Below are 23,818 nucleotides of genomic sequence, written 5' to 3'. Positions count from 1 at the left end.
TAGGGTCCCCGTGCGCTGCGGAGTCGTACGTCGTCCAGTACGGCGGCCGGCTCCGCAGCGCCGTATCCCGGCTCTTTCGCAACAGCACTCTTCACCAACAGGCTTCAGAACTACGGGAGGTGGCGGTCAAAGGCCATGAGCGCTAAGGACTACGTGGAGAAGGACTACTACAAGGTCCTCGGCGTGCCCAAGGACGCCACCGCCGCCGAGATCAAGAAGACGTACCGCAAGCTGGCGCGCGAGTTCCATCCGGACGCCAACAAGGGCGATGCCAAGGCCGAGGAGCGGTTCAAGGACATCTCCGAGGCGTACGACGTGCTCTCCGACGAGAAGCGTCGCAAGGAGTACGACGAGGCGCGCTCGCTGTTCGCCGGCGGCGGCTTCCGGCCCGGCGGGGCGGGCGGCGCCGGCGGCTTCGACTTCGGCGACCTGTTCAACGGCGGGGGCGGTGGAAGCGGCGGGCTCGGCGACGTGTTCGGCGGCCTGTTCAACCGCGGCGGCCGGCAGACCGCGCAGCCGCGCCGCGGCGCGGACGTCGAGACCGAGGTCACCCTCAACTTCGAGGAGGCCGTGGACGGCGCGACGGTGCCGCTGCGGATGACCTCCCAGGCCGCCTGCCGGGCCTGCGCCGGCACCGGCGCCAAGGCCGGCACCACCCCCCGGGTCTGCCCGACCTGCGTCGGCGCGGGCACCGTCAGCCGCGGCCAGGGCGCCTTCGCGCTCTCCGAGCCGTGCCGGGACTGCAAGGGCCGCGGCATGATCGTCGACGACCCGTGCACCGTCTGCCACGGCAGCGGCCGGGCCTCCTCGGCCCGCACCATGCAGGTCCGCATCCCGGCCGGCGTGCAGGACAGCCAGCGCATCCGGCTCAAGGGCAAGGGCGCCCAGGGCGAGCGCGGCGGCCAGCCCGGCGACCTGTACGTCACCGTGCACGTCGACCCGCACCCGGTGTTCGGACGCAAGGGTGACAACCTCACCGTGACGGTGCCGGTCAGCTTCCCCGAGGCCGCGCTCGGCGGCACCATCGAGGTGCCGACCCTGAACGGCCCGGCCGTGAAGCTCAAGCTGCCCCCGGGCAGCGCCAACGGCCTGACCATGCGGGCCCGCGGCAAGGGCGCCACCCGCAAGGACGGCACCCGTGGCGATCTGCTGGTCACCGTCGAGGTCGCCGTGCCCAAAGTGGTCAGCGGAGACGCCCTGAGCGCACTGGAGCAGTACCGCGAGGCCACCGCCTCGGACGACCCGCGAGCCGCCCTGTTCAAGGCGGCAGAGGGAGCGTGAGACCCCGATGAGTCCCCACCCCGACAGCCCGCACGGCAACGAGGGCCGGATCGGCTCCGGCATCGGCGAGGGCCTGCCCGGCGGCGGCGGCCGCACCCGCCCCGCCGGCCCGCCGACGTACGTCCTCACCGAGGACACCCCGGTCTACGTGATCTCGGTCGCCGCCGAACTCTCCGGCCTGCACCCGCAGACGCTGCGCCAGTACGACCGGCTCGGCCTGGTCTGCCCCGACCGCACCGCCGGGCGCGGCCGCCGCTACTCCGCGCGCGACATCCAGCAGCTGCGCGAGGTCCAGCGGCTCTCCCAGGACGAGGGCATCAACCTGGCGGGCATCAAGCGGATCATCGAACTGGAGAACCAGGTCGCCGCCCTGCAGTCCAGGGTCTCCGAGCTGGTCGACGCCCTGGAGGGCGCCGCCGCCACGCTCCAGCAGCGGGAGGCCGCCGTGCACGCCTCCTACCGCCGTGACCTGGTGCCCTACCAGCAGGTCCAGCAGTCCAGCGCGCTGGTGGTCTGGCGCCCCAAGCGCTGACCCGACCCGACCAGGAACCGTCGACATTCCTTCCCACGGGGGGTGTCGGCGGTTTCGGTGTGCTGTCAGAGTCTTGATGAGGACAGGCTTCCGACCCGTATCGATCCGTAATTCGGGGGAACCGAGCGCCCTTCGCTCTATGATGCGGGCCGGAAGACGCCCCCGAACTGCCAGAAGCCCCCAGCTCAGGCGAGGAGTCATGGACATGAGTACTGAGCAGAGGAGCAGTGCCGGCGCCCCGGCCCTGTCACCGGCGGCCAGGTCCCTCTACGTCCGCGCCGTGCAGACCGGAGGCCGACTGACCGAGTGCGAAGCCGGCGCCTTGTCGTCCGATCAAATCGACGGCCCCTTGCAGGAGTTGCTCGCTCTCGGCCTGCTCCAGTCGGAGGTGGGACCCTCCGGGACCTACGCCGTGAAGGATCCCCAACAACTGGCGGAATCACTGGCGCTGGAGTTCCAACGGGAAGCCGGCGAAATACTCCGGCGCTCGGTCTCGCTCCACCACACCCTGCAGGACCTGCACCGGGAATATCAGACCTACGCCAGCCACCCGGTGTCCGGAGGTTCCATCGCCTACGTCCAGGGTCGCGGAAACATCAACCAGCAGCTGGCGACGACCATGGCCAACGGCTCGGAGGAAATGCTCACCGCGCAACCCGGCGGCGGCCGCGGGGAGGACGCGCTGAAAATTGCGATCGCCCGCGATCTGAAATTCGTGGAACGCGGCGGCACGATCCGGACGATCTATCAGCCCAGCGCCCGCTATTCGAACCCGACGGTCAGTTACGTCCAGGCGGTCACCCAGGAAGGGTGCCAGGTCAGGACGCTCGACGAGGCCTTCACCAAGCTCATCGTGATCGATCGCAAAGTCGCCGTCATCACCGTGGGGGACGAGCAGAACCGCGATCGGGCGGCGTTCATCCGGGACGAGTCCGTCATCGACTACATCGTCGGGGTGTTCAACAGCCAATGGGAACGGGCGATTCCGTTCACCGGCGACCACGGGATTCCACCCCAGGTGGTCACGAGAATGCGCCGGCAGATCGTACGGATGCTGCTGGAAGGGATCGCGCACCGAACGATCGCCAGACGTCTGGGCCTCAGTGAACGAACGCTGGCCCGGCACATCGCCGAAATGCGCGAGGAGTACGGGGTCGACACGCTTTTCCAACTGGGCTGGAAACTGGCGCAAACGGAGGGGCCGACAGCCTAGACGCCGACGGCCCCTCCGTCCCACGCTTCAGGGCTCTACCAGTAGCTGTCGAAGGAGACCACCTGGCTGGGGGTCTGGGACGCAAACCAGTGAGAGTCCGCACTCGCCGGGCCGGCTCCGAGGAACACGGTGATGCCCAGGAGGAGCGTCGAGATCAGGATACGGCGGGCCTTCAGCACAAAATCACCCCTTTCGGACAAATCCATAGCGAGCATCGTCCCCCGATCGATGTTCGCATCAATTGGCACCATATGATTACTCATCAACCGCCCCGCCGTCACCTACCGGGGTTGGCAGACTCCCCCCGGGCCATGAAATGTGCATGTCGGCGCTTAGAAGTCCGGATGATGGATAGAGGTGTCATCTATCCGCCAGGCAGTCAGATGCCACCATGCGCCAGTGGACTCCCTGACGCTCGGAGATGGACGATCAGCTAGTCGTAGCCAAAGCGGCATGATCAGCGAGTTCCACGTCGGCCCGCTCGACCCCGAAGTGCGGCAGTCTTCGGGCCTGTACCGCGTCCACCGGACAGGATCATCCGGGCCGAGCCGGCCGAATCACCACACCCGGAGTCGACATGAGTGAGCCCCACCTGCAGTACCAGGCCTCCGAGGGGCGGCGCGCACGGGTCTTCCTCGCCGCGCCCCTGATGCGGCTGACCGGGCCGGCGGACAGCGTGGTGACGCTGGCCAGCCGCACCAGACTGACCACGCTGCGGAGCACGCTGCTGCGCAGCGGAGCCGCGGTGTACAGCGCCCACCACAGCGACGCGTGGACGGTGGCCGGTCGGGCTCCGGAGCAGCGGGTGCCCTCGGACTTCCGGGCGATGCAGAGCGCGGACCTGGTGTTCGCGTACGTCGGCGCCCCGCTGTCGGCCGGCGTGAGCCTGGAGCTGGGCTGGGCCTCGGCGCTGCGCAAGCCGATCGTGATGCTGGTGGACGAGGCGATCACCCACAACCCGCTGATCGCCACCATCGAGCAGGTCTCCCCCGTGCTGCCGCTGGTGTTCGACGACACCTGGTCGCAGGAGGCGCTGCACCACACCGTGGAGACCGCGCTGGACTGGGCCGGCATGGCGCTGTCGCTGCGCAGCGGCTTCTGGACCGCGCCGGGCGAGCAGTTCCCGCGGCCGCGCCGCGAGCACACCGGCCCCTACGGCTTCTGGTCCCCCGAGATCGCCACCGGCTGACCTGCCGTCAGCCCGCCGTCGCGGGGTCCTCGGATCCCCGCATCTGCCAGCCGAGTTGGAACAGGGTCTCCGCGTCGTGCAGCTCGCGGAGCCGGGAGATGTGGCCCGCCACGGTCCGTTCGGACAGGCCGAGGCGGGTGGCGATCGAACGCTGCGTCAGCCCTTGGGCGAGCAGCCGGCCGACCTGCTCGTGGACCGGGACGACGCTCTCGCCCTCGCGGTCGGCCGAGCGCCAGCGGACCCGCTCGGCCCGCTCCCAGTCCCGTTCGAAGGCGGCGACCAGGAACGAGACCACTGCCGGGTCCTCGACCACCGCGGCGCTGGAGTTGTCCGCCGACGCCGGGACGACGGCGATCCGGCGGTCGAAGATGGTCATCCGGCTGAACGGCTCGCTCAGCGTCCGGAACCGGCCGCCCCAGCCGGTGACGGCCTCGGCCCAGCGCACCGTGGTCTCGTCGAGCAGCGCGGCGGGCTCGTAGACCGTGTGCAGCACGGCCCCGCCGCTCAGGAAGCAGCGGACCCGCTCCAGGGAGTCGGCCTGGTGTTCGCCCGGGAACACCCCGCCGGGCTGCAGGGCCAGCACCTCCTCCGCCGCCTCGTTCTCCAGCTGCCGCACCCGCTCCCGGATCCGGTCGGTCCGGTCGACGTGCTGGACCACGCTGGAGCGGTCCGCGCGGCGCGGGGTGGCGTCGTAGGCGTGGGTGAGGTCCTCCAGCAGGACGGGCATCTCCTCGGCGCGCAGCAGCATCCGGGTGCCCTCGGCGCGGAGGTCGGCGCTGATCCGGTCGCCGACCGTCCGCGGGTTGACGGCCGTCAGCGACTGGTCGGCACCGTCGTGCGCCAGCAGGCCGAGCTCCAGCAGTCGCAGCACGCCCGCCGGATCCTGTTCCACCGCCTCGCGGAAGTCCACCCGGCCGCCCTGGTCCAGGATCCGCTGGTAGAGCCGTCGTTCGGACTCGGTCGGCAGGGCAGCTCCGGTCGACTCGCTCACTGGTCCCACTCCTTCCGGGCCGCCCCGGGACGGCGCCCGGGCGGTCGGTTCCGATCGGTCATTCCGGCGCTCCGCGCAGCTGCCAGCCGAGCTGGAACAGGGTCTCCGCATCGTAGAGCTCGCGCAGCCGGGCGATGTGGGCGGCCACCGTCCGCTCGGACAGGCCGAGCCGGGAGGCGATGGCGCGCTGGGTGAGGCCCTGGGCGAGCAGGGCGCCGACCTCCTTGGGGACGCCGGTGCCGCGCGGGCGGCCGGCCAGTGCGTGCCAGTCGATCCGGGTGGCGCGCGCCCAGTCCCGCTCGAACAGGTCGATCAGGGTGGCCAGCACGGCGGGGTCCTCGACGAAGGCGGCCTGGTTGTTGTCCGGCGAGGCGGTGATGATCGCGATCCGCCGGTCGAAGATCAGCATCCGCCGGAACGGCTCGTCCAGGACCCGGATCCGCTCGCCGCCGGACGCGAGCGTGGCCGCGTAGTCGACGGTGGGCGGGTCGGCGAGCGCGCCCGGCTGGTAGAGGGTGCGGATGCCGATGCCGCGGGCGAGGAACGCCAGCGAGCGCTTCAGGGCCTGCTGCATCTGGCCGACCGGGCGGGCGCCGCCGGGCTGGGCGGCCAGGGTCTCCTCGTGCATCTCGGACTCGAGCTGGGTGATCCGGTGCCGGATCTGCAGCCGGTCGTGCACCCGCTCCACCGCGTGCGCCCGGTCGGGGCGGCGCGGGGCCTGGTCGTAGGCGTGCACCAGGTCCTCCAGCTGGGCCGAGGCCCGCTGCGAGCGCGCCAGCTTGCGGATGGCCGCGTCGCGCAGGTCGGCGCTCAGCCGGTCGGCCACCGAGCGGGGGTTGACGGCGCTCAGCGACTCGTCGACGTCGTGGTGGATCAGCAGGCCGAGTTCGATCAGCCGGAGGGTGGCGGCAGCGTTCTGCTGCATCGCCTCACGGAACATCACCCGCCCGCCCTGCTCGATCACTTGGCGGTACAGCGCCCGCTCGCTCTCGTCCGGCAGTCGGTCCTTCACCGCGCTCCGTCCCGCATCAGCCAGCCGAGCTGGAACAGCGTCTCGGCGTCGTAGCGCTCGCGCAGCCGGGCGATGTGGGCGGCGACGGTGCGCTCGGACAGGCCGAGCCGGGAGGCGACGGCGCGCTGGGTGAGGCCGGTGGCGAGCAGTTCGCCGACCCGGCGCGGGGTCTCCGGGATCTGCCGGCCCGTCAGGTCGTGCCAGGGGACCCGGACGGCGCGGGCCCAGTCGCGCCGGAACACGGCGACCAGGTGGTCGACCACGGCGCGGTCCTCGATGAAGGCGGCGGCGAGGGTCTCGGTGGACGCGGAGATCACCGCCACCCGCCGGTCGAAGACCATCATCCGGGCGAAGGGCTCGTCCAGGACCCGCAGGCGGACGCCCCAGTCGGTGGCGTCGGAGGCGTAGGCGACGGTGTGCGGGGTGTGCCGGGTGAGCGGCTGGTAGAGGACGTCGACGACGGCGCCGCGGGCCAGCGCCCTGCGCAGCCGGGAGTTGTCCTCCAGGTACTCGGCGGCGCGCGGGCCGGGCTGGGCGGCCAGCGCCTCCTCCTGGTAGCCGGCCTCGATCTGCAGCAGCCGCTGCCGGATCTGCTGGACGCTGGTCAGGTGGGCGATCCCGGCGCCCGGTTCGGTGCGCCGCTGCGCGGCGTCGTAGGACTCGGCCAGTTCGTCGAAGTCGGCCGCCGTCCGTTCGGCCCGGGCGAGCAGGCCGGTGGCGTGCTCGCGCAGGGCGGTGCCGAGCCGGTTGCCGATCGTGCGCGGGTTGACGGCCGTCACCCAGCCGCCGACCAGGTAGTGCTCCAGCAGTCCCAGTTCCAGCAGCCGGGCGGCCGCGGCGGCGTCCTGCTCCATCGCCTCGCGCAGCGAGACCCGGCCGGCCCGCAGGACGGCGAGGTAGAGCGCCTTCTCGGCCTCGGTCGGGGGGACGGCGTCCGGCTCAGTCACGGTCCTCGCCTCCGCGCATCAGCCAGCCGAGCTGGAACAGGGTGTCGGCGCCGTGCTGTTCGCGCAGCCGGGAGATGTGGCCGGCCACCGTGCGCTCGGACAGGCCGAGGCGGGCGGCGACGGCGCGCTGGGTGAGGCCCTGGGCGAGCAGCCGGCCGACCCGGTCGGCGGCGGTGCGGGTGGGGGCGGTGTCGAGCAGCAGGTCCCAGCGGACGCGTTCGGCCCGGGCCCAGTCGCGTTCGAAGCCGGCCACGATCGTCGCGACCGTGGCGGGGTCGAGGATCAGCGCGGCCCGGCTGTGGTCCTCCGCGGCGGGGACGACGGCGGCGGTGCGGTCGAAGACCAGGGCGCGCTGGAACGGCTCGTCGAGCAGCCGGACCTCGCCGCCGGCCTCGGTGAGGGCGGCGGCGTAGCGGATCGCGGAGGGTTCGGCGAGCACGCCGGGCCGGTACAGGGTGCGGATCCGGCAGCCGCGCCGCAGCATCGGGAGCTCCTGGTGGAGCGAGGTCTCCAGGACGCTGGGGAGGAGCTCGCCGGGCTGGGCGGTGAGGGTCTCCTCGCAGCAGTCGGCGGCGAGTTGGGCGATCCGCCGGCGGACCTGCTCGCGGCCGATCACCTGGACGTCGCAGACGGCGGGTTCGATCGGGTGGCGGACGTTCTCGTAGGCGGTGATCAGCGGGTCGAGGCGGCCGGGCAGGCATTCGGCCCGGTTGAGCAGGCGGGCGGCCTCGGTGTTCATCTCGGTGCCGAGGCTCTCGGCCACCAGCCGCGGGTCGACGGCCAGGTAGGCGCCGTCCAGGCCGTCGGAGATCAGCAGGCCGGTGCGGAGCAGTTCGGCGAGCGCGGGCCGCTGCGGGTCGGCGATCCGCTCGGCGGCGATCCGGCCGCCGGCGTCGAGGATCTCCAGGTAGAGGCACCGGGCGAGGTCGCCGACCGGTGCGGGCGCGGGGTCAGCCACGTCCGCCGCCTCTCATCAACCAGCCGAGCTGGAACAGGGTCTGGGCGTTGTGCAGTTCGCGCAGCCGGGAGATGTGGCCGGCCACGGTGCGTTCGGACAGGCCGAGGCGGGTGGCGACGGCGCGCTGGGTGAGGCCCTGGGCGAGCAGCCGTCCGACCCGGTGGGTGGCGGTGCGGGTCAGGGTGCGGCCGTCCAGGCTGTTCCAGTGGACGTGGTCGGCTCGGGCCCAGTCGCGTTCGAAGCCGGCCACCAGGTAGGCGATGGCGGCGGGGTCCTCGACGAAGGCGGCGCGGCTGTGGTCGTCGGCGGCGGGGATCACGGCGATCCGCCGGTCGATGACGATCATGCGCAGGAACGGCTCGTCCAGGACGCGCAGTTGGGCGCCCTGCTCGGCCATCGCGGTGGCGTGCCGGACGGCGCTGTCCTCGGTGAGCGCGACCGGCTGGTAGAGGGTGCGCATGGTGCCGCCCCGGCGGAGCATCAACTGGTCCTGGGTGTGGGCGAGTTCGAGGACGGCGGGCGGGCGCAGGCCGGGCTGGGCGCTGAGCAGTTCGAGCCGGCAGTCGGAGACCAGCTGGGCGATCCGCAGCCGGATGCTCTCCTGGCCGTCCACGTAGACCGCCTGCCGGGCCCGGTCGGCGGGCCGGGGAACGGCGTCGTAGGCGCGGGCGAGCGGGTCGAGGGCGGCGGGCAGCCGGTCGGCGTCGAGCAGCAGCCGGGTGGCCCGGGCCCGCAGGTCGGTGCCGAGGCGTTCGGCGACGGCGCGCGGGCTGACCGCGACGTAGCAGCCGTCGGCCCGGTTGGGCAGCACCAGCCCGACGGCCACCAGCTGGGCCAGCAGGGCCCGTTGGCGTTCGGGGGCGAAGTCGGAGCCGGGCAGCGCCGGGTCCTCCAGCGGGACGCGACCGCCGGCGGTCAGGATGGCCAGGTACAGCCGGGCGGCGTCGTCCTCGGGCAGTGTGTCGTCCGGGTCGGACGTCGGGTGGTCCGCAGCCACGTCGAGCTCTCCCTGCCGTGTTCCTCCGCTTGCGGATGATGATCTCAGCAGGGCGGTCCGGCCCGACGGCGGGAGCCCCCGCGGGACGGGCGGTCCCTCCGGGGCGGATGCCGGGCACCCGGCCCCGGAGGACCCGCTCGTGTCACGCCAAGCGTCAAGGCGCTTCGGCGAGGCGGAGCAGCAACGCCTCACCGATACCCGTCCGTCGGCCATCACCACACATGGCGTCCGGACCGGTGCTCTTCCCCCCGTAGCGCAGATACGAACGCACCTGTCGCCCCCACGCGAAGAGCAAGTCGCCGACCGGGCTGCGGCGGCCCGGGACGACTTGGCGTGACTACACCCTCACAGTGCGGGGAACGTCGAACAAGTGGTCTCCGGCTGCAGGTTCCCGCAAGTGCAGGAACCTGCAACAAACCACTCGATCGAGTGATCGGAATCCTGAATCCCGCAGCATTTCCCCCCACCCCGAACAGGCATTCGGTACCCGCCGGGCCGGTCGCCCAAGCGGTGGCGTCGTAGGCCGCCGAAATGTCACTGCCAGATCCGAGAATTCGGCGAATCTTTTCCGAATCCGCCGATCCGGAATCGCCCGCGCCGAGTCGCCGCCCCCGATCCGCGGCCGGCGCGCGCTCCCCCGCCGCTACAGCAGCCGCCCGGCCCGCAGTCCCGCCAGGGTGCGGCCCGCGGCCACCGCCCAGGCGGTGAACAGCAGCAGCCACAGTGCGACGGCCAGCCCGGTGAAGCCGCCGAACCCGGTGTGCCGGGCCAGCGCGGCCGTGCCGGTGACCAGCGTGCCGACCGGGAAGGTGAACGCCCACCAGGTCATCGCGAACGGCATCCCGGCGCGCAGCGCCCGCAGGTTGGCGACCAGCGCCACGGCCAGCCAGAGCAGCGCGAAGCCCATCACCGCGACGCCGTACACCTCGGCCAGCCCGCGGGCCACCGCCGCCCCCTGCTCCCCGGCGGCCGGCAGCGCGAGCGGCACCGCGTCGGCGAACTGGTGGACGGCGGTGGTGGACTGGCCGAGCGGGCCCAGCACCAGGAACAGCGACGGGGTGAGCACCACCGCGGGCAGCTTGCTGTGCACCAGCCCGCCGAACACCACCGGCAGCAGCACCAGGGTGGCCAGCAGACTGGCCCCGAACATCGCCACGCACCCGTACAGCAGCGCCTGCCGGGCCACCCCCTCCGGCAGGTGCGGCACCAGCGCGGGGCCGAGCGCGGCGGCCACCATCGGGGCGACCACCGGCAGCAGCCAGGTCGGATTGGCCTCCAGCGCGGACAGCCGGTGCCGGGTGATCATCAGGTACGGCAGCCCGGCGGCCACCGCCACCGCGTACAGCGTCCCGGCGCCCCACAGCAGCACGTCCAGCGCCAGGCCGGCCCGCTCGCCGACCACCGGCCCGCCGACCGCGAGCGCGCCGTAGCCGACTGCCAGCAGCGCCATCGGCGGGCAGCCGTAGAACACCGCGGCGGACGGGTCCTCCAGCAGGGTCCGGCGGGCCTGCTCGCGGTGGCGCACCAGGTGCACGGCGCGGGCCGCCAGCAGGACGACCAGCAGCAGCAGCGACAGCGTCCACACCGCCTCGGCCAGGGCGAGCCGGCCCGGCAGGTCGACCGGCAGCGCGGCGGCGGCGTTGCCGGTGATCGCGGTGCCCATCACGGCGGCGTACCAGTTCGGTCCGAGCCGGGAGAGTGCGGGCGAGCCGGCGGTGTGCGGGCGGGTCTGCGGCGCGAGGAGGGTTGCCATGGCACCCACCGTCCTCCCGCCCGCGGGAAGGCGGTAGCGAGGCCTCCGCTATGAGGACATAGCCTGAGCCTATGGCTCTCTCTCCGCACGTCCCCGAACTCGGTGCCCTGGAGCTGCTGCTCGCGGTGGCCCGGCTGGGCAGCGTCGGACGGGCCGCGGCCGAACTCGGCGTCAGCCAGCCCGCCGCCAGCGCCCGGATCAAGGGCATGGAGCGGCAGATCGGGGTGGCCCTGCTGGAGCGATCCCCGCGCGGCTCCCGGCCCACCGAGGCGGGCCGGCTGGTGGTCGAGTGGGCCCGGCAGGTGGTGGAGGCCGCCCAGGCGCTGGACGCCGGGATCGACGCGCTGCGCGAACGCCGGGACGCCCGGCTGCGGGTGGTGGCCAGCCTGACCGTCGCCGAGTACCTGATGCCCGGCTGGCTGCTCGCGCTGAACGAGGCCAGCCCCGGCACGGCCGTCACGCTGCGCACCGCGAACTCGGCGGACGTCGCGGCCCGGGTGCTGGCCGGCGAGGCCGACCTCGGGTTCGTCGAGGGCACCTCCACCCCGCCCGGCCTGTCCGGCGTGGTGGTCGCCGCGGACCGGCTGGTGGTGGTGGTCTCCCCCGAGCACCGCTGGGCCCGCCGCCGCACCCCCGTCACCGGCCCCGAGCTGGCCGCCACCCCGCTGGTGCTGCGCGAGGTCGGCTCCGGGACCCGGGAGGTGCTGGAGGAGGCGCTCGCGCCGTACGGCGGGCCGGCCTCGCCCCGGCTGGAGCTGGCCTCCTCGACGGCGCTGAAGGCCGCGGCGATGACCGGTGCGGGCCCGGTCTGCCTGAGCGAACTGGCGGTCACCGAGGAGCTGGCCACCCGCCGGCTGGTCGCCGTCCCGCTGGCCGGCCTGGACCTGCAGCGGCCGCTGCGCGCGGTCTGGCCGGCCGGTCAGCGCCCGGCCGGACCGGCCCGGCTGCTGCTCGGGCTGACCCGCGGGCCGACCCCCGGGCGTCCTGCCAAAAAAAGTTGAGCGGAATAGACTCAACTTAGTGCATGCTGTAGTCAGCAGACTTGAGCTGTCCCGAAGACGAGAGGGGTACGCCCGCAGTGGACGCCAGTAAGTTCACCAGCAAGACGCAGGAGGTCCTGTCCTCCGCCATCCGTCAGGCCGGCGCCGCGGGGAACCCCGACGTCAAGCCGGTGCACATCCTGCTGGCCCTGCTCGAACAGCCGGAGGGCCTGGCCCGCCCGCTGCTCAAGGCCGTCGCGGCGGACGCCGCGCCGATCGCCGTCGAGGCCCGCCGGCAGGCCGCCGCGCTGCCCGCCGCCCAGGGCTCCACGGTGGCCGCGCCCCAGCTCGCCCGGGACACCCTGGCGGTGCTGGAGGAGGCCGGCAAGCGCGCCGCCGACCTGGACGACCAGTACGTCTCCACCGAGCACCTGCTGGTCGGCCTGGCCGCCGAGGGCGGCCCGGTGGCCGAGCTGCTGAAGCAGCACGGCGCCACCGCCAAGGCCCTGCTCGCGGCGTTCAAGGACGTCCGGGGCAGCGCCCGGGTCACCTCGCCGGATCCGGAGGGCACCTACAAGGCGCTGGAGAAGTACGGCTCCGACCTCACCCAGGCCGCCCGGGACGGCAAGCTCGACCCGGTGATCGGCCGCGACCAGGAGATCCGCCGGGTGGTGCAGGTGCTCTCCCGCCGCACCAAGAACAACCCGGTGCTGATCGGCGAGCCCGGCGTCGGCAAGACCGCCGTGGTCGAGGGCCTGGCCCAGCGCATCGTCGCCGGAGACGTGCCGGAGTCGCTGCGCGGCAAGCGCCTGGTCTCGCTCGACCTGGCGGCGATGGTCGCCGGCGCCAAGTTCCGCGGTGAGTTCGAGGAGCGCCTGAAGGCCGTCCTGAACGACATCAAGGACTCCGACGGCCAGGTGATCACCTTCATCGACGAGCTGCACACCATGGTCGGCGCGGGCGCCGGCGGCGACTCCTCGATGGACGCGGGCAACATGCTCAAGCCGATGCTGGCCCGCGGCGAACTGCGCATGGTCGGCGCCACCACGCTGGACGAGTACCGCGAGCGGATCGAGAAGGACCCGGCCCTGGAGCGCCGCTTCCAGCAGGTGCTGGTCGGCGAGCCCACCGTCGAGGACACCATCGCCATCCTGCGCGGCCTGAAGGGCCGTTACGAGGCGCACCACAAGGTGGAGATCACCGACGCCGCGCTGGTCGCCGCCGCCACCCTGTCCAACCGGTACATCACCTCCCGCTTCCTGCCCGACAAGGCGATCGACCTGGTCGACGAGTCGGCGTCCCGGCTGCGGATGGAGATCGACTCCTCCCCGGTGGAGATCGACGAGCTCCAGCGCGCCGTGGACCGGCTGCGGATGGAGGAGCTGGCGCTCGACAAGGAGTCCGACCCGGCCTCGGTCGAGCGGCTCGGCCGGCTCCGCCGCGACCTCGCCGACAAGCAGGAGCAGCTGAGCACCCTCAACGCCCGCTGGGAGCAGGAGAAGAAGTCCCTGAACCGGGTCGGCGAGCTCAAGGAGCGCCTCGACGACCTGCGCGGCGCACTGGACCGCGCCCAGCGCGACGGCGACTTCGAGCGCGCCTCCAAGCTGATGTACGCCGAGATCCCGGCCGCCGAGCGCGAGTTGACGGAGGCCCAGGACCGCGCGGCGGACGAGCCGAACACCACCATGGTCAAGGAGCAGGTCGGCCCGGACGACGTGGCCGACGTGGTCTCCTCCTGGACGGGCATCCCGGCCGGCCGGCTGCTGGAGGGCGAGAGCGCCAAACTCCTGCGCATGGAGGACGAGTTGGGCCGGCGCCTGATCGGCCAGCGGGAGGCCGTCCAGGCGGTCTCCGACGCGGTGCGCCGCACCCGCTCCGGCATCGCCGACCCGGACCGCCCGACCGGCTCGTTCCTGTTCCTCGGCCCGACCGGCGTCGGCAAGACCGAACTGGCCAAGGCGCTCGCCGACTTCCTGTTCGACGACGAGCGGGCGATGGTCCGGATCGACATGAGCGAGTACGGCGAGAAGCACTCGGTCTCCCGCCTGGTCGGCGCCCCGCCCGGGTACGTCGGCTACGAGGAGGGCGGCCAGCTCACCGAGGCGGTCCGCCGCCGCCCGTACAGCGTCGTGCTGCTGGACGAGGTGGAGAAGGCCCACCCCGAGGTGTTCGACGTGCTGCTCCAGGTGCTGGACGACGGTCGCCTCACCGACGGCCAGGGCCGCACGGTCGACTTCCGCAACACCATCCTGATCCTCACCTCCAACCTCGGCTCGGCCTACCTGGTCGACCCGGCCACCCCCGAGGAGCGCAAGAAGGAGCTGGTGCTGGAGACCGTCCGGCAGTCCTTCAAGCCGGAGTTCCTCAACCGGCTGGACGACATCGTGGTCTTCGACCCGCTGGGCACCGCGGAGCTCAGCCGGATCGTCGACCTCCAGATCGCCGCGCTGGCCCGCCGCCTGCACGAGCGCCGGCTCACCCTGGACGTCACCCCGGCCGCCCGGGACTGGCTGTCGCTGACCGGCTACGACCCGGCGTACGGCGCCCGCCCGTTGCGCCGCCTGGTGCAGTCCGCGATCGGCGACCAGCTCGCCAAGGAGATCCTCTCCGGCCGCGTCCACGACGGTGACACCGTCCTGGTCGACCGGGACGAGACGAACGACCGGCTCAGCGTCGGCCCGAAGCCCTCGCTGGTGAAGTGACGTCCGCACGCCGGCGGGCGGTGCCCCTCGCGGCACCGCCCGCCGGCGTGCGCGCACCGGTCGGGAGCAGGCAAGGCGCACCCCGAGTCACTCTGTGCCGGGAGCTCCGAATGAGGCAGGATGGGGGTATGAGAAGGCGGCCCCCCATCGGCAGCCGACCTTGTGCACCGTGAAAGGGACATCCCCGTGAGCATCGACCCGTCGTCCATCCCGTCCTTCGGCCTGCCGCAGCCGCCGCAGGGCGGACAGCCCGGTGGCGCTCCGGCCGGGCCGCCGCCGGTGATCGTCCCGGACCAGAACCTGGTCGCCCAGCTGCTCGACCAGATGCAGCTCAAGCACGTGGTGGACGAGGAGGGCGACCTCACCGCTCCCTGGGAGAACTTCCGCGTCTACTACATGTTCCGCGGCGACCACAAGGAGCTGTTCGCGGTCCGCGCCTTCTACGACCGCGCGTTCCCGATGGAGAAGAAGGGCGAGATCCTCGACCTGATCGACGAGTGGAACCGCGAGACCCTGTGGCCCAAGGTCTACACCCACACCCACGAGGACGGCGTGGTCCGCCTGATCGGCGAGTCCCAGATGATCGTCGGCAACGGCGTCAGCCTGGAGTACTTCGTCGGCACCACCGCCAACTGGACGCAGGCCGCGGTCGGCTTCGAGCAGTGGATGGTCGAGCGCCTGGGCCTGCAGGAGCAGGTCGAGGACGCCACCGACGGCGAGGACGGCCCGGCCGACGAGGCCTGAGCCTCCGACGAGCCGTCAGAAGGGCCCGCCCACCGGATCGGTGGGCGGGCCCTTCCGCGCGCCCGGCGCTACCGGCCCTCGGACGACGGCGCGCGCAGCAGCAGGACCCCCTCGTCCTCGCGCACCGTCCGGAAGCCCTCCGCCCGCAGCTTCGCTATCTCCTCGGCCTCCTGCGCCCCGTTCAGCGGCCACCCCATCGGGTTCCGGGTGTCCACCACCACCCACTCCGCGGTGCGCCAGTCCTTGGGCCAGCCGAACTCGAACACCGTGCAGCGGCCGGTCAGTTGGGGCACCAGCCGGTTGCCGGCCGCGACCTTCGCACCGGACGGTATGTCGGCCAGCACCGACTGCACCGTCCGCACGTGCGCGGAATCCCGCCAGAAGCCCGCGTCGGCCGCCGACGCCATCGGGAAGAACGGGAACAGCACCGCGGTGACCAGCACGCTGCCGCACAGGAACGGCGTCGTCGCCCAGCGGCCCCAGTGCGGCTTCGCGGCGCGCAGCCGGATCAACCCGTCGACGAACGCGACGAACACGATCGGCATCAGCACCACGCTGTAGTGGTAGCGGGTGCCCCAGTACATCTCGTTCTTGCTGAGCAGCCGCCAGGCCAGCGTCGGGACGGCGACCAGGAACAGCGGCGAGCGCAGCGCCAGCAGCAGGGTCGGGATCAGCAGGAAGAACAGCAGCTGCCCCTGGACGGTGGCCGTCAGCAGGTGCCCGGGCACCGCCAACACCCGCTCCAGCAGGCTCGGTTCGGTCCCCGGAGCGGCCTCCAGGTTGTCCCAGTAGTTGTAGGCGTGGCTGGGGCTCATGGCCGGCAGCAGCACCAGGAACTCCAGCGCGCTGGCCAGCACGCCGAACAGCGCCGTCGCTGCCCCGAGCCGCCGCGCCCCGCGCCAGGCGATGAAGCCGCCGATGACGGCGACGGTCAGGCCGAGGTCCTCCTTCACCAGGCAGAGCGGCGCCGCCCAGGCCGCTGCGGCCACCCAGCGCCGCTCCGCCAGCGCGACCGCCGAGAACGCCAACAGCGGTGCGGCGAAAGCCACTTCGTGGAAGTCGAAGCCGATCGTCGAGCCGACGCCCCAGGAGAACCCGTAGCCGATCCCCACCGCGACGGCCGCCGCGGCGCCCAGCTCCCGCTGCGTCCAACGGCAGATCGGCACCACGGCCAGCGCCAGCAGGGCGGCCTGCGCGAACAGCAGCGTCTTCGCGGTCGGCCACACCAGGTAGAACGGCGCCAGCGCCAGCAGCACCGGCGAGAAGTGGTCGCCGAGCAGGTTGTACCCGTCGCCCTTCAGCGAGGCGACGGGCAGTTCGAAGTGCGCGTAGCTGCGCACCGCCTGCTCGAATATCCCCAGGTCGTACCCGGTGGTCAGGAGCAGCCCGTGGCGGCGCAGGCAGAACAGTGCGTAGAACGCGAAGAACCCGGCGGCCAGGCCCCACGGCAGCAGCCGCGCCCGGGTGATCCCGCGCCACCCGGCCGGTGGATCGCCGTCGCCCTCGCGCGGCCGGACGGGAGACGACGACACGACTGTTCCGGACGCCATTGCTTCACTTCCGATAGCCCCACGCGGGCCCGGTTCCCCCCGGCCCGCGGATCCCCGAACGAGGATCACCCCTGTGGCGGCAGACTAGACCAGCCTCCGCGGGTGAACGATCCGTTTGGGCCAGGAACGGGCGAGGGCCGCGGAGGCGCCGGACGGCGTCCGGCGCTTCCGCGGCCCTGGGGCGTGCCCTGCGGCCGAACGGGTCGTCAGCGGCCCCGCCGCCGGTGGAACCTGAGGAACAGGAAGCTCCCGGCGGCGAGGACGAGCGCCGACAGCCCCGCAACCACGGGAGTGGGGTAGCTCTCCGACTGCGCGGCCGACGCGGTCACCGCCCCGGCGCCGCCGGGCGCCGTCGGGAACGTGGCGGCGGCCCGCGCGGTGTGCTCGACCAGTCCGCTCCTGAGCGTCAGTTCCACGTTCCACCGGCCGTCCGGCAACCGGGAGTCCAGCGGGACGACCGCCTCGGCGCGGTCGCCCGGGGCCAGCGTGGTGCCGGTCTTCGCCGTGAAGGGTCCGGCGCGCAGTCCGCCCGGTCCGTCGGACAGCGAGAGCACCCCGTTGATGTCCAGGGCGCGTCCCCCCGTGTTGTGGATCCGGGCGTGCAGTTCGGCCCGTCCGTCGCGGCCCCGGGCGGGCGAGAGCTGCTCGATCTCGAAGTCGGAGGCCGGCTCGCCGCCCGGGCCGACGTCCAGGTACATCCGGACGCCCACCCGGCCCGTGATCGCCAGGTTGTGCCGGCGGTCCGCCGGCGGCGAACCCGTCTGCGCCCAGACCACGCCGTACCGCTCGCCGGCGGCGGCGTCCTTGGGCACCCGGATCGTGGCCCGGACCTGTGCCGTCCCGTGGGCCGCCAGGTCGAGCCCCGAGGCGTCCAGCGACGTCCAGCCGGTCAGCTCGTTCGCGGCGCGGTCCGCCGCGAAGGCGAACTGCCCCTTCACGATGGCGGCCGCCGCGGCGTAGACGTCGACGTGCATCGGCGCGGACGACTCGTTGACGACCTCCACCCGCCGCTCGATGGTCGAGCCGGGCGCGAGGTGGTCGACGATGTACGCCTGCGCCCGGGGGTCGTCCCGGCGGTTCTCCGGGGCGTCGAGCAGCTTGATGCCGATGGTCTGCGCCGTCGGACTCGGCTCCGGGGACGGCGTCTCGTGCTCGTGCGCCTCGTGCTCGTGCGTCTCGTGCTCCGTGACGCCCGGCACCGCGGAGGGCCCGCCCATCCCGTCCGCCGTCGCCGGTCCCACCCCGACCGCGTACACCGCGGCCAGCGCCGCCAGCACCGCCCAGGACCGGCGCGCACCCCTCATCACGTCAGGCAACGGACTGGGTCAGCGTGCCGGTGTAGAGCCCGCTGACGGCACTGGCGGGCACGCTGACCGTGACAGTCGGGTCCCAGGTCGCGGTGTTGTCCCCGACCCCGGCGCTCCCGGTGAGCACCGTCTGCGCGGAATTGCTCAGCGTCACGTTGGTCGACGTGACGGTGATGGTGCCGGTGGTGGTCACCGACCCGACCGTGTAGGTGGCGTCGGTGGCGGGAATCGTCGACAGGCCGTTGACGAAGTCCGTCTCCGCCGCGGTCACCGTCCAACTCGCCGACAGCAGGGCCCGGTTGTCGATGACGGTGCAGGGGCCGATCGCCGCGCCGATCGAGGTGCCGGGCGCTCCCGACCCGAGGGCGGCGGAGGCCGGCACCGACAGCGTCAGCGCCCCGGAGGTGACGACGAACGTGACGGTGGTGCTGGGGTCGTCGCCCTCCTCCTCCGCGAGGGCGAGGCCCGGCTGGGCCAGAGCGAGGACGGCGGCCGCAGCCGCAGCGGACAGGATTCGTGCACGCACAGTGGCTCCCGAAGTATCCCCCCGAACGGCGGACATGCCGATTGAGCACGCCCTTTGACGTACGATCAGACAATCGAGCGCGCCATGCCCCCGCAAGTCGACGCGCACCGGTCTCCGCCACCGGGATGACCACGCTCCCGCCGACCGAAGCTTGTCCGCGGCCCGCAGCCGTCGGAGGATTGGCCGAACACGAGCTGCGAGGAGCCGCAATGGGTGCTAGGCCACTGCTGAACCGCCGGCTGGCGGGCATGGGCACGACGATCTTCGCGGAGATGTCCGCCCTGGCCACCGCCACCGGCTCGATCAACCTCGGCCAGGGATTTCCCGACACGGACGGTCCCCAGGAGGTCCGGGAGGCGGCGGTGCGGGCGCTGCGCGAGGGGCGCGGCAACCAGTACCCGCCCGGGCCGGGCGTGCCGGAGCTGCGGGAGGCGATCGCCGAGCACCAGCAGCGCTTCCACGGGCTGACGTACGACCCCGACCGGGAGGTGCTGGTCACGGCGGGCGCCACCGAGGCCATCGCCGCCGCGCTGTTCGCCCTGCTGGAACCCGGCGACGAGGTGATCGCGTTCGAGCCGTTCTACGACTCCTACGCGGCCTGCATCGCGATGGCCGGCGCGGTGCGGGTTCCGCTGACGCTCCGTCAACCCGCGTTCCGACCCGACCTGGACGAGCTGCGGTCGCTGATCACCCCGCGCACCCGGCTGCTGCTGATCAACACCCCGCACAACCCGACCGGCACCGTGCTGACCCCCGAGGAACTCGCCGCGATCGCCGAACTGGCGGTCGAGCACGACCTGTTGGTGATCACCGACGAGGTCTACGAGCACCTGGTGTTCGACGGCGCGCACCATCCGCTGGCCGCCCTGCCCGGGATGCGCGAGCGCACCGTCGCGATCTCCTCGGCCGGCAAGACCTTCTCGTTCACCGGCTGGAAGGTCGGCTGGGTCACCGGCTCCCCCGAACTGGTCGCCGCGGTCCGCACCGCCAAGCAGTACCTGACGTACGTCTCGGCCGGCCCGTTCCAGTACGCGGTCGCCGAGGCGCTGCGGCTGCCCGACGCGTACTTCGCGGAGTTCCGCGCCGAGTTGCACCGCAAGCGCGACCTGCTGGCGGCCGGTCTGACCGAGGCCGGGTTCCGGGTGTTCGAGCCGCAGGGGACGTACTTCATCACCACCGACATCACTCCGCTCGGCGAGAAGGACGGCATCGAGTTCTGCCGTGCGCTGCCCGCGCGTTGCGGCGTGGTGGCCATTCCCAACGCGGTCTTCTACGACCGCACCGAAATCGGCCTCGCCCAGGTGCGGTTCGCGTTCTGCAAGCGGGAGTCGGTGCTGCGGGAGGCCGTCGAGCGGCTGCACCGCCTGTAGCGGCCGGAGCGGACGCTGCAGCCGGGGCGCCCGGTGGCCGGGGACCGCCGCCGGGCGCCCCGGCATGTCCGAACGCCGTTCGCCCCGCAACCGCTCCAGGAGTGCACGGCGCACGCGACGGGCGTGGCAGCGCTCGCCGGACAGAGTGCAACCCGGGACCGATCACACCCAGTCGGGCACAGGCCTCAGAGCGGTGAATGAGTGCCAAACATGGGTAAATCCCTGACGGACCCGGAGAATTCGTGCTTCTCTGCTGCTGAATCTCCAGCCGGAATCCCTCCTTCCACGGTCGGCCGCGCCCCGGATCGGACAGTCTCGAACAGCCTCGCGCACGAGGAGTGGACTCCGGCCGAAGGGGCGCGTACGGAGCTGAAACGCGGAGCCGAGCATGCTCACCACCCTGCAGACCTCCTACACGGACACCCGCGCCGGCGACCTGGCCTGGCAGCTGGGCGGCGAGCCGCTGCCCGCACTGGCGGTCCGCGACATCGGGCTCGACGACGGGACCGGCCGTTCCGACGCCTTCGGCGGCACCCTCCAGCTGCGGCTGCTGGGCGCCTCCCACCAGGTCGTCCTGGCGGCCGGGCCGGGCGACTGCCTGGAGACGGTGGCCTGCCTGCCCGGCCGCCGCACGCCGCTGCCGGCCCGGGTCGCCGAGCAGGTGGCCGGCTGGGAGTACGAGTTCGCCGCCCGGATCGAGGAGCTCCCGCCGCACGTGTTCGCGGCCCGCGCCCAGGAGTTGCTGGCCCTGGTCGAGGGGCACCCGCGGGCGCTGGCCGGGATCTTCCCCGGCGACCCGAGCGCGTTCACCGCCCTGGTCGCCCACTGCGGGGACCGCCGGGTGCACTGGCGCACCTGGCACGCCTACCCGCAGGAGGGCCGGCTGGTGTGCACCCGCTCCTCGCTCTCGCTGCGCCGCACCGTCGACGCCCCGGGGGGCCGGGTCGGGCACGGCGGGCACAGCGGCCGCGGCAGCGCCCGCCGCAACGGCCCGGAGCCGCAGGCAGAGTGGTGACCGGCGTCAACCGGACGCCGCCCGCTGTCCCCCGATTGGGCGCAGCCATTCGCCCGGGCTCTCGCCTAGCGTTCCCTTCATGATCAACCATCCGGTCGGACGGTCCGCGCAGCCGGCTCCGGACGCCCCCGCTCCCCCGCAGACGGCCGAGCACCGGCCCACCACCGCCCCCCGCACCGCGGGCCTCGGCGGCGCGGTCCGGGCCGGTGGCGCCATACCGCTCGCCCTGTCCGCCCGACCGGCCCGGATCCTGGTGCTGCTGGCCGCGTTCGTCTGCGCGGCCTGCGGCCTGGTGTACGAACTCGAACTGGTCGCGCTCGGCGGCTACCTGCTCGGCGACTCGGTCACCCAGACCTCCGTGGTGCTCTCCGTGATGGTCTTCGCGATGGGCGTCGGCTCGCTGCTCGCCAAGGGCCTCACCCGCCGCCCGGCCACCTCCTTCGCCCTGGTCGAGTACGCGCTGTCGCTGACCGGCGGCCTGTCCGCGCTCGCCCTGTACTGCGGCTGGGCGTGGTTCCGCCAGCCGCACGCCACGCTGATCGCGCTGGTCGCCGCCACCGTGCTGATCGGCCTGCTGATCGGCGCCGAGATCCCGCTGCTGATGACGCTGATCCAGCGGATCCGCCGGGAGCACGCCGGCCGGGCCGTCGCCGACCTGTTCGCCGCCGACTACGTGGGGGCGCTGATCGGCGGCCTGGCCTTCCCGTTCGTCCTGCTGCCCGCGCTCGGGCAGGCCGCCGGCGCGCTGGTGACCGGCGCCGTCAACGCGGTCGCCGGGGCGGTGGTGGTGCTCTGGCTGTTCCGCGCCGAACCCACCCCGCGCGCCCGGCTGCTGCTGTGGACCGGCTGCGGCCTGGTGCTCGCCGTCCTCGCGCTGGCCGCCGCCTGCACCGGCGCGATCGAGCGCACGGCCCGGCACGCCCTGTACGGCGGGCCGATCCGGTTCGTCGCGCAGAGCCGCTACCAGGAGATCGTCCTCACCGGCGGCCCGGCCGGCGCCGAGCAGCGCACCCCGCCGCCGCTGAAACTCTTCCTGGACGGCCGGCTCGCGGTCTGCGGCCCCGACGAGTACCGCGACCACGAGGCGCTGGTCCGCCCCGCGCTCGGCGACGGCCCCAGCTCCCGGGTACTGGTGCTCGGCGGCGACGGCCTGGCCCTGCGCGAGGTGCTGCGGCACCCGGCGGTGCGCAGCGTGCTGGTCGTCGAGCGCGACCCGGAGCTGTCCGCGCTGGCCCGCCGGGACGACGCCTACGACGCGCTGACCGAGCACGCCTGGGACGACCCCCGGGTGCGGCTGGTGACCGCCGAGCCGATGGGCTGGCTGCGCAGGACCGCCGGGCAGTTCGACGTGATCGTCTCCGACCTGGACGACGAGGCCGCGCACGGCAAGTACCGCTCGCGCGAGTTCTACGGCCTGGCCGCCCGGCGGCTCGCCCCGGACGGCCGGCTGGCGGTGCGCGGCGGCGCCCCGGACGGCGTGCTGTGGAGCTCCGAGGCGGGGCTGGCCGCCGCCGGGCTGGACGCCGTCCCGTACCAGGGCGTCGCACCGGCCGCCGAGGACTGCCGGCAGGCCGGGCCCGCCCCGGCGTTCCTGCTGGCCGGACACGACGCCCCCGCGCTGGCGCTGGCCGCGGACGCGCCGGCGCCGCGTTCGCTCACCGTCGACGCGCTGCGCGGCACGGCGGCCCGGCTGTCCGCCCGCCGGCCGTCGCCGCTGCCCCCGCCGCACTCGCTGATCGGCCCCTGACCGGTCGCCGTCCGGCCGCCCCCGTTCCGGCGAACGACCGCCCGCCGTGCGCCCGTTCGCGGCACTCCCGGCCCGGCTTCGGGTGCGGGGCTCGGCACGGCGGCGGCCGGTCGGTAGGCTCGCCGGTATGGAGCATGAGGTTGTCGTCCCGGTGCCCGCCGAGGTGGTCCGGGAGGCGCTGGTGGACCGCGAGCTGGTGGCCCGCTGCGTGCCGGGGCTGAGCGCGGTCGCGTCCACGTCCGCCCCCTCGGCGGCGGACAGCCGGCTCAGGATCCGGATCGCCGGCTCCACCATCACCTTCGCCGGCCGGCTGTCCGTGGGCGGCTGGCGGGACGACGCGCTGGAGCTGCGGCTGACCGGCGAGGAGATCCGCGGCGCGGCCCCGGTGACCGCCGAGCTGCGGATCACCCTGCGGGAGCGGCCGGGCGAGACCGCGGTGTGCTTCACGACCTCGCTGACCGCCTCCGGCCGACTGGCCGGTTTCGACGGCCCGGTGCTGGAGACGGCCGGCCGCCGGCTGATCGACCGGGCGGTGGCGGCCCTGGTGGCCGAGCTGTCCGGGCCCGGCGAGGACGCCGAGGAGGACCCGGCGGACGGCGCGACCGTGGTGTTCCTGGACGAGCGGGCGCAGGGCCCGGACCTGGACGACGACCTGTCGGACCTGATCGCGTTCAGCGAGGACGACCTGCCCGAGCCGGTTCCGGTGCCGCGCCCGGACGCGGCGTTCGAGCAGGAGAGCGCCCCGGTGCGGCGCAGCATCGTCGGCCGCTCCGCCGAGGAGGTGGACCACGCCCCGCCGCACGGCCGGTACGCGCCCGCCCCGCCGGCGCACAGCGCCCGGGCCCGGGCGGCCACCCGCTGGGGCGGCGAGCCGGCCCTGGTGCCGGGTGCGGGCGGCGAGCGCAGCGCGCTGCCGTGGGTGATCGGCGGCGGGGTGGCGCTGCTCGGCGGCGCGGTGGTGCTGGTCCGCGCCCTGCGGCGGCGCTGACCGGGCCGGGCGGCCC

Annotated in this window: 20 protein-coding genes; 11 read left to right on the top strand and 9 right to left on the bottom strand. The window is 73.4% G+C overall.

The features are described 5' to 3' along the window. Nucleotides 1-135: 135 nt before the first annotated feature. The 4 genes from dnaJ (at nucleotide 136) to CG736_RS29110 (ending at nucleotide 4,215) form a co-directional block, all read left to right on the top strand. Nucleotides 136-1,281, top strand: a complete 1,146-nt coding sequence (gene dnaJ / locus CG736_RS29130) for a molecular chaperone DnaJ (protein ID WP_100589135.1) — start codon at nucleotides 136-138, stop codon at nucleotides 1,279-1,281. 7 nt (nucleotides 1,282-1,288) lie between these two features. Beyond that, nucleotides 1,289-1,813, top strand: a complete 525-nt coding sequence (locus CG736_RS29125) for a heat shock protein transcriptional repressor HspR (RefSeq protein ID WP_229848544.1) — start codon at nucleotides 1,289-1,291, stop codon at nucleotides 1,811-1,813. Nucleotides 1,814-2,018: 205 nt separating this feature from the next. Beyond that, nucleotides 2,019-3,026: a helix-turn-helix domain-containing protein gene (locus CG736_RS29120; protein WP_157815785.1), complete on the top strand. Its 1,008-nt coding sequence runs from the start codon at nucleotides 2,019-2,021 to the stop codon at nucleotides 3,024-3,026. Between the two features lie 577 nt (nucleotides 3,027-3,603). Next, on the top strand, nucleotides 3,604-4,215 hold the full coding sequence (locus CG736_RS29110; protein ID WP_043915284.1) for a hypothetical protein: 612 nt from the start codon (nucleotides 3,604-3,606) through the stop codon (nucleotides 4,213-4,215). A gap of 7 nt (nucleotides 4,216-4,222) precedes the next feature. Here CG736_RS29110 and CG736_RS29105 read toward each other — a convergent pair whose 3' ends face one another. The 6 genes from CG736_RS29105 to CG736_RS29080 form a co-directional block, all read right to left on the bottom strand. Next, on the bottom strand, nucleotides 4,223-5,206 hold the full coding sequence (locus CG736_RS29105; protein ID WP_100589133.1) for a LuxR C-terminal-related transcriptional regulator: 984 nt from the start codon (nucleotides 5,204-5,206) through the stop codon (nucleotides 4,223-4,225). A gap of 58 nt (nucleotides 5,207-5,264) precedes the next feature. Then, entirely contained in the window at nucleotides 5,265-6,218 is a 954-nt protein-coding gene (locus CG736_RS29100; protein WP_232734256.1) for a LuxR C-terminal-related transcriptional regulator, read from the bottom strand. After that, a complete protein-coding gene (locus tag CG736_RS29095; protein WP_232734255.1) occupies nucleotides 6,215-7,165 on the bottom strand; it encodes a LuxR C-terminal-related transcriptional regulator in 951 nt (316 codons plus the stop codon). Before CG736_RS29095 ends, CG736_RS29100 begins: the two co-directional genes overlap by 4 nt. After that, on the bottom strand, nucleotides 7,158-8,123 hold the full coding sequence (locus tag CG736_RS29090; protein WP_100589132.1) for a helix-turn-helix domain-containing protein: 966 nt from the start codon (nucleotides 8,121-8,123) through the stop codon (nucleotides 7,158-7,160). The genes CG736_RS29095 and CG736_RS29090 overlap by 8 nt, the downstream gene beginning before the upstream one ends. Further along, nucleotides 8,116-9,120 (bottom strand): LuxR family transcriptional regulator, encoded by a 1,005-nt coding sequence (locus CG736_RS29085; RefSeq protein ID WP_100589131.1) that lies wholly within the window; start codon nucleotides 9,118-9,120, stop codon nucleotides 8,116-8,118. The genes CG736_RS29090 and CG736_RS29085 overlap by 8 nt, the downstream gene beginning before the upstream one ends. A 643-nt stretch (nucleotides 9,121-9,763) precedes the next feature. Next, entirely contained in the window at nucleotides 9,764-10,873 is a 1,110-nt protein-coding gene (locus CG736_RS29080) for a TDT family transporter (RefSeq protein ID WP_100589130.1), read from the bottom strand. A 71-nt stretch (nucleotides 10,874-10,944) separates the two neighbouring features. On the opposite strand from CG736_RS29080, the gene CG736_RS29075 reads away from it, so the two are divergent. The 3 genes from CG736_RS29075 to CG736_RS29065 all read left to right on the top strand — a co-directional run bounded on the left by CG736_RS29075 (nucleotide 10,945) and on the right by CG736_RS29065 (nucleotide 15,299). Continuing rightward, entirely contained in the window at nucleotides 10,945-11,874 is a 930-nt protein-coding gene (locus CG736_RS29075) for a LysR family transcriptional regulator (protein WP_100589129.1), read from the top strand. Between the two features lie 77 nt (nucleotides 11,875-11,951). Next, nucleotides 11,952-14,555: an ATP-dependent chaperone ClpB gene (gene clpB / locus CG736_RS29070; protein ID WP_100589128.1), complete on the top strand. Its 2,604-nt coding sequence runs from the start codon at nucleotides 11,952-11,954 to the stop codon at nucleotides 14,553-14,555. Between the two features lie 186 nt (nucleotides 14,556-14,741). Further along, complete coding sequence (locus CG736_RS29065; protein ID WP_100589127.1) at nucleotides 14,742-15,299, top strand: YbjN domain-containing protein; 558 nt, start codon at nucleotides 14,742-14,744, stop codon at nucleotides 15,297-15,299. Nucleotides 15,300-15,367: 68 nt separating this feature from the next. On the opposite strand, the gene CG736_RS29060 is transcribed toward CG736_RS29065, so the two are convergent. The 3 genes from CG736_RS29060 to CG736_RS29050 all read right to left on the bottom strand — a co-directional run bounded on the left by CG736_RS29060 (nucleotide 15,368) and on the right by CG736_RS29050 (nucleotide 18,682). After that, entirely contained in the window at nucleotides 15,368-16,831 is a 1,464-nt protein-coding gene (locus tag CG736_RS29060; RefSeq protein ID WP_232734254.1) for a DUF2079 domain-containing protein, read from the bottom strand. Nucleotides 16,832-17,055: 224 nt separating this feature from the next. Further along, a complete protein-coding gene (locus CG736_RS29055; RefSeq protein WP_198520646.1) occupies nucleotides 17,056-18,153 on the bottom strand; it encodes a peptidase in 1,098 nt (365 codons plus the stop codon). 4 nt (nucleotides 18,154-18,157) lie between these two features. Further along, nucleotides 18,158-18,682 (bottom strand): hypothetical protein, encoded by a 525-nt coding sequence (locus CG736_RS29050; protein WP_100589125.1) that lies wholly within the window; start codon nucleotides 18,680-18,682, stop codon nucleotides 18,158-18,160. A gap of 209 nt (nucleotides 18,683-18,891) precedes the next feature. On the opposite strand from CG736_RS29050, the gene CG736_RS29045 reads away from it, so the two are divergent. The 4 genes from CG736_RS29045 to CG736_RS29030 all read left to right on the top strand — a co-directional run bounded on the left by CG736_RS29045 (nucleotide 18,892) and on the right by CG736_RS29030 (nucleotide 23,802). Continuing rightward, nucleotides 18,892-20,052, top strand: coding sequence for a pyridoxal phosphate-dependent aminotransferase (locus tag CG736_RS29045; protein WP_100589124.1), 1,161 nt, complete (start codon nucleotides 18,892-18,894; stop codon nucleotides 20,050-20,052). Nucleotides 20,053-20,440: 388 nt separating this feature from the next. After that, on the top strand, nucleotides 20,441-21,067 hold the full coding sequence (locus tag CG736_RS29040) for a DUF2617 family protein (protein ID WP_232734253.1): 627 nt from the start codon (nucleotides 20,441-20,443) through the stop codon (nucleotides 21,065-21,067). Nucleotides 21,068-21,146: 79 nt separating this feature from the next. Beyond that, nucleotides 21,147-22,814, top strand: a complete 1,668-nt coding sequence (locus CG736_RS29035; protein ID WP_198520645.1) for a spermidine synthase — start codon at nucleotides 21,147-21,149, stop codon at nucleotides 22,812-22,814. 127 nt (nucleotides 22,815-22,941) lie between these two features. After that, nucleotides 22,942-23,802 (top strand): CoxG family protein, encoded by an 861-nt coding sequence (locus CG736_RS29030; RefSeq protein WP_100589123.1) that lies wholly within the window; start codon nucleotides 22,942-22,944, stop codon nucleotides 23,800-23,802. The last annotated feature ends 16 nt before the right edge of the window (nucleotides 23,803-23,818 follow it).

The sequence above is a fragment of the Kitasatospora sp. CB02891 genome (assembly GCF_002803145.1).
GTDB classification, from domain to species: Bacteria; Actinomycetota; Actinomycetes; order Streptomycetales; family Streptomycetaceae; genus Kitasatospora; species Kitasatospora griseola.
This window is presented reverse-complemented; position numbering and strand designations above follow the sequence as displayed.

What these genes read in the sequence shown, in the direction of transcription:
- CG736_RS29110 (WP_043915284.1), top strand. Translation starts at nt 3,604, where the DNA reads ATGAGTGAGCCCCACCTGCAGTACCAGGCCTCCGAGGGGCGGCGCGCA.
- CG736_RS29040 (WP_232734253.1), top strand. Translation starts at nt 20,441, where the DNA reads ATGCTCACCACCCTGCAGACCTCCTACACGGACACCCGCGCCGGCGAC.
- CG736_RS29080 (WP_100589130.1), bottom strand. Translation starts at nt 10,873, where the DNA reads ATGGCAACCCTCCTCGCGCCGCAGACCCGCCCGCACACCGCCGGCTCG.
- CG736_RS29055 (WP_198520646.1), bottom strand. Translation starts at nt 18,153, where the DNA reads ATGAGGGGTGCGCGCCGGTCCTGGGCGGTGCTGGCGGCGCTGGCCGCG.
- CG736_RS29030 (WP_100589123.1), top strand. Translation starts at nt 22,942, where the DNA reads ATGGAGCATGAGGTTGTCGTCCCGGTGCCCGCCGAGGTGGTCCGGGAG.
- CG736_RS29035 (WP_198520645.1), top strand. Translation starts at nt 21,147, where the DNA reads ATGATCAACCATCCGGTCGGACGGTCCGCGCAGCCGGCTCCGGACGCC.
- CG736_RS29120 (WP_157815785.1), top strand. Translation starts at nt 2,019, where the DNA reads ATGAGTACTGAGCAGAGGAGCAGTGCCGGCGCCCCGGCCCTGTCACCG.
- CG736_RS29125 (WP_229848544.1), top strand. Translation starts at nt 1,289, where the DNA reads ATGAGTCCCCACCCCGACAGCCCGCACGGCAACGAGGGCCGGATCGGC.
- CG736_RS29075 (WP_100589129.1), top strand. Translation starts at nt 10,945, where the DNA reads ATGGCTCTCTCTCCGCACGTCCCCGAACTCGGTGCCCTGGAGCTGCTG.
- dnaJ (WP_100589135.1), top strand. Translation starts at nt 136, where the DNA reads ATGAGCGCTAAGGACTACGTGGAGAAGGACTACTACAAGGTCCTCGGC.
- CG736_RS29045 (WP_100589124.1), top strand. Translation starts at nt 18,892, where the DNA reads ATGGGTGCTAGGCCACTGCTGAACCGCCGGCTGGCGGGCATGGGCACG.